At 57.7% G+C, this 8,132-nt stretch carries 9 protein-coding genes and 1 pseudogene; 4 read left to right on the forward strand and 6 right to left on the reverse strand.

The window, feature by feature from the left end:
* Window positions 1-18: 18 nt before the first annotated feature.
* The 3 genes from FBY01_RS30220 (at window position 19) to FBY01_RS30230 (ending at window position 3,343) form a co-directional block, all read left to right on the forward strand.
* Window positions 19-1,878, forward strand: a complete 1,860-nt coding sequence (locus FBY01_RS30220) for an ABC transporter ATP-binding protein (RefSeq protein ID WP_145310822.1) — start codon at window positions 19-21, stop codon at window positions 1,876-1,878.
* 254 nt (window positions 1,879-2,132) lie between these two features.
* Entirely contained in the window at window positions 2,133-2,627 is a 495-nt protein-coding gene (locus FBY01_RS30225; protein WP_010459158.1) for a cupin domain-containing protein, read from the forward strand.
* A 257-nt stretch (window positions 2,628-2,884) separates the two neighbouring features.
* Window positions 2,885-3,343 carry a MarR family winged helix-turn-helix transcriptional regulator gene (locus FBY01_RS30230; protein WP_010459160.1) on the forward strand — a complete coding sequence of 153 codons (459 nt, stop codon included), beginning with the start codon at window positions 2,885-2,887 and terminating at the stop codon, window positions 3,341-3,343.
* Window positions 3,344-3,357: 14 nt separating this feature from the next.
* On the opposite strand, the gene FBY01_RS30235 is transcribed toward FBY01_RS30230, so the two are convergent.
* The 4 genes from FBY01_RS30235 to FBY01_RS30250 all read right to left on the reverse strand — a co-directional run bounded on the left by FBY01_RS30235 (window position 3,358) and on the right by FBY01_RS30250 (window position 5,692).
* A complete protein-coding gene (locus FBY01_RS30235; RefSeq protein ID WP_102593386.1) occupies window positions 3,358-3,810 on the reverse strand; it encodes a hypothetical protein in 453 nt (150 codons plus the stop codon).
* 110 nt (window positions 3,811-3,920) lie between these two features.
* Complete coding sequence (locus FBY01_RS30240) at window positions 3,921-4,349, reverse strand: nuclear transport factor 2 family protein (RefSeq protein WP_010459164.1); 429 nt, start codon at window positions 4,347-4,349, stop codon at window positions 3,921-3,923.
* Between the two features lie 198 nt (window positions 4,350-4,547).
* Complete coding sequence (locus tag FBY01_RS30245; RefSeq protein WP_010459166.1) at window positions 4,548-4,988, reverse strand: hypothetical protein; 441 nt, start codon at window positions 4,986-4,988, stop codon at window positions 4,548-4,550.
* Between the two features lie 131 nt (window positions 4,989-5,119).
* The gene (locus FBY01_RS30250; protein WP_083377082.1) at window positions 5,120-5,692 is read right to left on the reverse strand and encodes a chorismate mutase; all 573 of its coding nucleotides are present in this window, start codon (window positions 5,690-5,692) and stop codon (window positions 5,120-5,122) included.
* A 391-nt stretch (window positions 5,693-6,083) separates the two neighbouring features.
* Between FBY01_RS30250 and FBY01_RS30255 the strand changes: the two genes are divergently transcribed.
* Window positions 6,084-6,929, forward strand: coding sequence for an AraC family transcriptional regulator (locus tag FBY01_RS30255; RefSeq protein ID WP_010459170.1), 846 nt, complete (start codon window positions 6,084-6,086; stop codon window positions 6,927-6,929).
* A 46-nt stretch (window positions 6,930-6,975) separates the two neighbouring features.
* Here FBY01_RS30255 and FBY01_RS30260 read toward each other — a convergent pair whose 3' ends face one another.
* Both FBY01_RS30260 and FBY01_RS32065 read right to left on the reverse strand, forming a co-directional pair.
* Window positions 6,976-7,485 carry a YkgB family protein gene (locus tag FBY01_RS30260; RefSeq protein ID WP_145310819.1) on the reverse strand — a complete coding sequence of 170 codons (510 nt, stop codon included), beginning with the start codon at window positions 7,483-7,485 and terminating at the stop codon, window positions 6,976-6,978.
* Window positions 7,486-7,848: 363 nt separating this feature from the next.
* Window positions 7,849-8,004, reverse strand: a pseudogene (locus tag FBY01_RS32065) (LysR family transcriptional regulator); the annotation flags it as partial.
* Window positions 8,005-8,132: the final 128 nt, after the last annotated feature.

Genomic DNA, 8,132 nt, shown 5'->3' on the forward strand with positions numbered 1-8,132 from the left:
ATCGTTTTGGAGAACACCATGCTTCGTGCGTTTGAACGAAGACTCGACCCTTTTCCTCCTGACGAGGTACCACCACCACCCGCCGGTCTGGCTCGTTTCCTGTGGGCCTGTACCCGGGGCGCCCGCGGTTACATCCTTGCGCTTGCGTTGCTCAGTGCCTGTGTATCGATCTACGAAGCCTGGCTGTTTTCCTTCCTCGGTCAGGTCGTGGACCTGCTCTCGACCTGGCAGGCGGGCGGTGAAGCGGCGGCGCAGGAAAGTCGCGTGTTGTGGGGCATGGGCATCGTCATGGTGACCAGTGTCGGGCTGGTGGCGTTGCGCACCATGGTGCAGCACCAGATATTGGCGATTAACTTGCCGTTGCGGCTGCGTTGGGACTTCCATCGCCTGATGCTGCGGCAAAGCCTTTCGTTTTTCTCCGATGAGTTTTCCGGGCGAGTCACTACCAAGGTGATGCAGACGGCGCTAGCGGTGCGCGACGTGCTCTTCACCCTGATCGAGATCGCACCCGGGATCGGGGTGTATTTCATCGCGATCATCGCACTGGCCGGCGGCTTCGCGCTGAAACTGATGCTGCCGTTCGTTGCCTGGGTCGCGTTGTTCGGTCTGGCCATGCTGTACTTCGTACCCCGTCTGGGGAAAGTCGGGCAGGAACAGGCCAATGCGCGGTCGATGATGACCGGGCGTATCTCGGACGCCTACACCAACATCACGACGGTCAAACTGTTCTCCCACTCCAATCGTGAAGCGCACTTTGCGCGTGCCGCGATGGAGGATTTCAAGCAAACCGGCTTTCGCCAGATGCGTCTGGTCAGCCAGTTCGAGATCGTCAACCAGGCATTGGTGGTGGCGTTGATCATGGCAGCCGGTGGTTATGCCCTGTGGCTATGGCACTTGGGTGAGGTTGGCGCGGGTGCCGTGGCGGCAATCACCGCCATGGCGTTGCGGATCAATGGCATGTCGCACTGGATCATGTGGCAAATGACCTCGCTGTTCGAGAGCATCGGCACCGTACAGGACGGCATGGCAACACTGACCCTGGGCGCCAAGGTGCAGGATGCACCGGGCGCGGGCGCGCTGGTGACCTCTGGCGGCGCAGTCACCTTCGATAAGGTGAGCTTCAACTACAATGGCGAACGCCAGGTGCTCGATGGCCTGAGCCTGAGCATTCGCGCGGGCGAAAAAATCGGCCTGGTCGGCCGCTCTGGCGCTGGCAAATCCACGCTGATCAACCTGCTGCTGCGCTTCTACGACGTCGACAGCGGGGAGATTCGCATTGACGGCCAAAACATCGCACACGTGACGCAAGAAAGCCTGCGCGGCTCCATCGGCATGGTCACGCAGGACACCTCCCTGCTGCACCGTTCTATTCGCGACAACATCGCTTACGGCCGTCCCGATGCGACCGAGGCGCAAATTCGCAGCGCCGCGGCCAATGCCCAGGCCGATGGGTTCATTAGCCAACTGAGCGACCGGCAGGGCCGTACCGGCTACGACACCCTTGTGGGTGAGCGCGGCATCAAGCTGTCGGGCGGCCAGCGCCAACGCGTCGCGATTGCCCGTGTGATGCTCAAGAACGCCCCGATCCTGCTGCTTGACGAGGCCACCAGCGCCCTGGACTCGGAAGTCGAAGTCGCCATTCAGGAAAGCCTCGATGAAATGATGCAGGGCAAGACCGTGATCGCTATCGCCCATAGGCTGTCCACGATTGCGGCCATGGACCGGCTCATCGTCATGGATGACGGACGCATCATTGAACAGGGCACTCACAGCGAATTGCTTGGGAAGAACGGCGTCTATGCGCGGCTGTGGCAGCACCAAAGCGGCGGATTCCTGGGTGAGGACAAAGGTGTGTTCGAGGCGATGGATCAGGTGTGAGGGGGGAGGGTGAGCGTCCGGGCGAACTGTTGGTTGGCAACAGCCCGGACTGAATTCATCCCTCCGTTGGAGGTTGTGTCAGCGCAGACGCTCGCGAAGTGAAAGGGCTGGCCATCGCCGTGAGTCGGGGGGGTGTTATGACACCTGTTATTGAATTGATTACATTGCGTATCAACTGAAATACGCATCAGCGGCATTATCACAGGCGATCGCCACCCCTACAGTAGAGAGGACATTTTTCTCAGGGGCCTCCCATGATTCAGAGCATTATGAAAACTGCTTGCCTGACTACGTTTCTTGCCCTGTGTACAACCCTGTCGGTGGTTCAAGCACAACCATTGCCGCTCGGTAAAACCGGTGCTTTGTATAACGAAGACGTGGAGTGGCGTAGCTTTCCAGCGTTTCCGCAAGCAGTAAAACTGGCTGTACTGGTCGGTGATCCTGCCAAGCCAGGCCCCTACGTCGTGCGAGTCAAAGTACCGAATGGCACGAAGTTAATGCCCCATACCCATCCTGAAGACCGTATATACACCGTCATGTCCGGTGTGTTTTACATTGGTTTTGGGTCTGTGTTTGATCCGGACAAGTTGGTCGCTTATGGCCCGGGCAGTGTCGTGGTGCTCCCGGCTAACACGCCGCATTTTCACTGGGCCAGATCGGGGGAATATATTTCTCAGGTGTACGGAACAGGTCCGCTGGGGCTTGAGTACATTGACCGTCGTGACGATCCTCGTCATGCGTCAAAGTGAAGAAGAGGGGCAGGGCAGGCTCATCCCTTGGCCCGGTGACGCAAGCGCGAGTATGAAATCAGCATGCTGGTCAGCTCCTGCGTGAAAGTGATCTGAACCGCGCGATCAAGGGGCGTTCCCGTTGGACCGGTCGTCGGCCTTCAAAGGCCTGATCGACCTGAAAGCGCCGGCCGTAGCAGTGAGCACTTCCGATGCCATCGCATGCGACGTATAGTCTGACCTTGCAGTCCATCCGTCTTTGGCCACAGAGAACGCTCATGAAATCCACCGAAAAGACAGCCGCCCTCGACCTGAAGCTTTCCGACTTCCTGTGCTTTGCGGTCTATTCCTCTAACCTCGCTTTCGGCAAGGCATACAAGCCAATGCTTGAACGGCTCGGACTTACCTACACGCAATACATCACCCTTGTGGTGCTGTGGGAAGAAGACAACCAGACCGTTGGCAGCCTCGGCGAAAAGCTGTTCCTCGAATCCAACACCCTCACGCCGATCCTGAAGAAACTGGAGGCGATGGGTTATCTGCTGCGCCAGCGCGACCCGGAAGACGAGCGGCAGGTTCGCATCCGCCTCACAAGCGAGGGGCGAAAACTGCGTGAAGGCCTCACGGAAGAAGGCTTCCCGCAAACCGGTCTTGATCCCGACGAATTCGTGCAAATGCAGAAAGCCATTGTGAAATTACGGGACAACCTCATCCGTACTACGAAAGACAGGGAATAAGCCGTTTCGAATGGCTACTTCACTGCGCCTCCCTGCTTGATGTCACCGCAAAAAATATCGACGTTGCCACTCTCCGGAGCCGTTCGCACGACGATGGAATACTCGCTGGAAAGCAGGTCTTGCAGGGCGATCGGTGCACTTCTTGAGAACGACCAGCCGCGTACAGGTTCGCGCTGGGTGTTGACCTTGTCGTTCATTGCAAAGGCCACTGGCCCGGGCTGCTGGCAGGTGCCTTTATGGATGAAGCTGTAGAGACGCAAGGGCAAAGTCGCTCCGCTGGGAGCTCCCGTGATGAAGAAGCTGAGTCCGGTCTGTTTTTCCCAGCTTGTCAGCGTGACGTTGCCGATCTGCCCGGTGTTCTGTCGGGTGGCGACCAAGGGGACAGACACGCCATGGTCTGTTGAAGTGGCGCAGCCGAAGAGGCTTACGCTGATCATTAGGGTTGCAAGTGAGCATCTGAAGTTCATTGCCAACTCCTGCGTAAGAACTGCAATGGGTGATTAGCTGGTATAGAGCGAGGTGCTCGGGTTGCCTGTCGGCCCCCCTGCAGCACCGCGCCCCAACCGATGCTTTGCAATCAGGCTTTGCTGGCGGCCAGAAAAGCGCCAAGGCGTTGTCCCATTTGCTCGCCCAAGGCTTGCAAGGCACTGAATGGGCGAACCATCACCTCGAATTCGACGATTTTTCCGTGTTCATTGAAGCGGATCATGTCGATACCCTTTAACTCTTTACCGTTCACTTTGGCGCTGAACTCCAGGACGACGCTCAAGCCGTCGGCCGTCGACAGTTCCCGGTGATAGGCAAAATCCTCAAATACGTTGACTACCGTGTTGAGAATCATCGATACCACGGCCGCTCCCGGGTAGGGCGTGTGGGCCATCGGTGAGCGGAATACTGCCTGTGGGTCCAACAACTCGGGCAGGGCGCTCAAGTCACCCTTGCGGATCATGTCGTGCCATTGCTTCAGGGAGTGCGCGGCGTTGGGGTGCAGGTTCAGCTCAGACATTTTCAACTCCTGTATTTTTGTTGTTCTGTAGAACGTTTCAGTGTTGCACATGCAGTGTCGCCCGATGGCTTGCTGCAAGACCCTGATAGTGCCGCCAAGATCGACTGGCGGCTATGCGAATGTACTAAAAGTAGCTCACGAAAAAGCCCGGCGGGTCAGGCCGGGCTTTTTGATAGGTACCGCTGTGACGCCATTCATTCAGGCGACGCGGTTTTCAATCAGGCGGTCGGAACCACCTTCGGCAACGCGGTTCTCGATCAGACGGTCGGAACCACCTTCGGCGACGCGGTTTTCGATCAGACGGTCGGAACCACCTTCGGCGACGCGGTTCTCGATCAGACGGTCGGAACCACCTTCGGCGACGCGGTTTTCAATCAGACGGTCGGAACCACCTTCAGCAACGCGGTTTTCAATCAGACGATCCGAACCACCTTCAGCAACGCGGTTTTCGATCAGACGGTCGGAACCACCTTCAGCAACGCGGTTTTCGATCAGACGATCCGAACCACCCTCAGCCACGCGGCTTTCAATCAGACGATCCGAGCCGCCTTCAGCGACAACCGGGTGAGTAGAAGAAGCGGCGAAAGCGTTAACTGCAAAAACCGAGAAAGCGATGCTGAGAAGGATTTGGCGTTTCATGATGGTGTGCTCCGGGGTGTAGTTGTTTGGTATGGAGGCGATGTTACGCCCCGGAGTTTTTAAGAGAACTTCATTGAGTTAATGGTGACTATTGATGCAGTCAATGGCTGCCCGAGACTACCGTCGGCCTGTCACTGATCGGCGACACACAGCTCCCCGGTCGCACGTATCAATGCCTGACCATGCAGTTGGTCCTTGATCAGGCCGGCGCGTGCCTCGCCCAGCCAGTTGGGGCAGTTCGGGTCTTTGCGATAGGGCGCGAACTCAGCGTATTGCTGCAACAGCCGGTTCTGCAGCTCATCCAGTTGGGGCCTGATCTGTTTGGCAAGGTCCGGCCGCGGTGTGTCAGGCGCCTTGCCGGCCGCCCGCCAATTGGCGAGCAGTCCGTACTGCACGAGCTTGTTGGCTTCAATCTGTGCGGCGATCAACTCGGCGACCTGTTCCGGGTCCAGTTTGCGTTTAACCGCCATCTTCCTGGCGTTAGCGATGACTTGCGCTTCTCGGGCACTGTCCTGGATGGGTTTGCCGCTGTCCCACTTGGCCAGCGCCACCAAATCACCAATGTTCAGTCGCTCATTCATCGTCACCAGCAGCGGTTGCAAACTCTCGGGCGCTGGGGAGGGCGTGCTCGCCTGTGCGCCGCCAGCGAATAAACCGATCAGGGCGCAGGCCAGCAGTTGCGGGATGCGTGGGGAGTGGGGCATAAGCAAAACCTCGTCAGAACTCAGGACTCACACAATCAGGTGTTGTGTATCACACAGGTGCGCCAAGCATACAACGCCTGGAGCGCCCGCTGAGTCAGACTGAAACTCAGAACAAACATACTGATTTCAGTCTGCACTGTGCAGACTCATGGACAGTCAGGCTGCATGTTCATTTTTTGTAAGTGTTGTTGAAACAGGCTCTTTCAGCCGGGCCGCAGACCCACTGGCGCGCGAGGTCAAAAGCTCAAGCGGGTGGACACCTGAGGTCGATGCGCCGGCCTCATTCGCCAATTGCCTGCTGATACCCGCCGCGTGTGGAAAGGACCCAACCGGACCGCAACCCCCTCGGTGATATGCTCTTTCGTGTCTACACTTCGCCCAGAGATCGCCCATGGATCGCTTGTCTACACTGTTGTCGCAGTTCGGCGTGCGCGCCAACCTCTTTTACAACGGCAAGCTTTGCGGTATGGCGTCTTACGACGGTGCTGACACGCGAGGTCATATTCACCTGCTTCAGGCCGGTTCCCTCACGTTGCTGGGGCTCGATCGCAAGGACTTGCTGCTGACTCGGCCCAGTCTGATTTTTCTGCCCCGACCACGCCGGCATCAACTGTTCGCCAATGAACCCGAAGGGGCTCAACTCCTGTGCGCATCAATGGAGTTCGAGGGTGGGGTTGATAACCCGCTGTCGGCTTCGTTACCCGATTTGCTGGTGCTGCCCCTGGATGAGCTACCGATGCTGGCCGACACGTTGAGATGGATGTTTGTTGAGGCGGCGGGCGGACATTGCGGCAGGGAGGCTGCGCTGGATCGCTTGTTCGAATTGCTGATCATCCTGTTGTTTCGGCATCTGCTCGACCACCACCAGTTGCACACCGGAATGATGGCTGGGCTGGCCGATTCACGATTGGCGCGCTCCCTGGTCCAGATTCACAACGCACCGCATCGTCCCTGGTCGATTGCCGAGCTTGCGAGCGAGTCAAACATGTCGCGCGCGGCCTATGCCGTGCATTTCCGGGCCGTCATCGGGCAGACACCGGCCGATTATCTGTTGAGTTGGCGTATCAGCCTGGCGCAGAAGCGTCTGCGTGAAGGGCGACCGATCACGCTGATCGCCGCCGAGGTCGGTTATGAAAGTCCTTCGGCGCTTGCCCGCGCTTTTCGTCGCAAGACGGGCTACAGCCCCCGGGACTGGATGAAGGATTCGGCAGGAGAGGCTGATGGCGAAATGGCCTGAAAACCTCGAGCGGTTTCAGGCCATTCCTGGAGGACAAATCATCGGTTCAACGCGATTCCAGTGCAGTCAGAGAATGGCCGGCCACGAAAACCGAAGCGGCAAGCAAGCCGATATCCTTCAGGAGAAACTGACCAGGTGCAACCGAAATGGCCGGGAAACCGAGGCCGGATTCAATCACGCCAGGTGTCGACAACATGAAGCTCAAGGTCGTGAAAAACAATCCGGCAGACAACGCACCCCCGATCAATGAAAGCTTGGGTGACAGCAGGCGCCCCGCAATAAGAAGACCGATCGAGACTTCCAGGATACCGAGCAGACTGGAGAACGTATCCACACTGAAAATGTTGTAGACCCAACCGAGGAAAGGGCTGTTGCTTACCAACGGGACCAGGCCCTCGGCTTCATAGTGCGTGAACTTCATGCCGCCGAACCAGAAGTAAATGATGGCCAGAGCAACGTAAGCACCGTAGGTGCCGATCGCCGTGGTTCTAACCCCGAGCGATGCTTTCTGAGTGACGCCGGACGTTCTGCAGTTCTCATTGTTCAAGGTAGTCATGATTCAGGCTTCCAATAATGTGGGGATTCAAACCCAGCGCGGTTTACGTTGGGAGTGGACACAGTGTTGCCTTTGACTCCACGCTCTTGGCTTCTGAACGTATTGAGAACTGTGCAGATCGTCTTGACTCACTTCAGGTCTTGAAAAGAGGAGGGCGGCTGGACCATCGCGTCCATACGCCTGCCCATGACACTGGACAGCCTGTTGCTGTCCCTGGAAATGATCTTCGCGACCTGCCTGGGGCTGCTGTTGTACTTACCAGGGCCCTCGGTGCCGGAGGGGCATCGCACTGATTGTGGTGGGAGCCGTCACAGCGATCATTTGGACAAAGCGACCGCCATGGCGAATTCCCCAACGCTGTATTCACGAGTCATGTCCGTCGCTGACAGGCGCATGGTGTGCCATCAGCTCAGCAACCCAATCGATAAACACGCGCAGTGTGATACTGATATGCCGATTTGGCGAAAATGCCACGTAGATGGGCATCGGATCGAGTCTCCAGTTCTCGAACAGGGGCACTCACTCGCCGCGCGCTTCTCACCCTGCGTAACTGTCCGTATATGGACTCCTCCTCGTTGCAAGCCTCCTTTGCTTTGGCGCCCGTGCCGACTGCACACGTATATTCGGCCTCTTACTGCGGCATCGTT

Origin of the sequence: Pseudomonas sp. SJZ077, assembly GCF_007993905.1 — a bacterium.
GTDB lineage: Bacteria > Pseudomonadota > Gammaproteobacteria > Pseudomonadales > Pseudomonadaceae > Aquipseudomonas > Aquipseudomonas mandelii.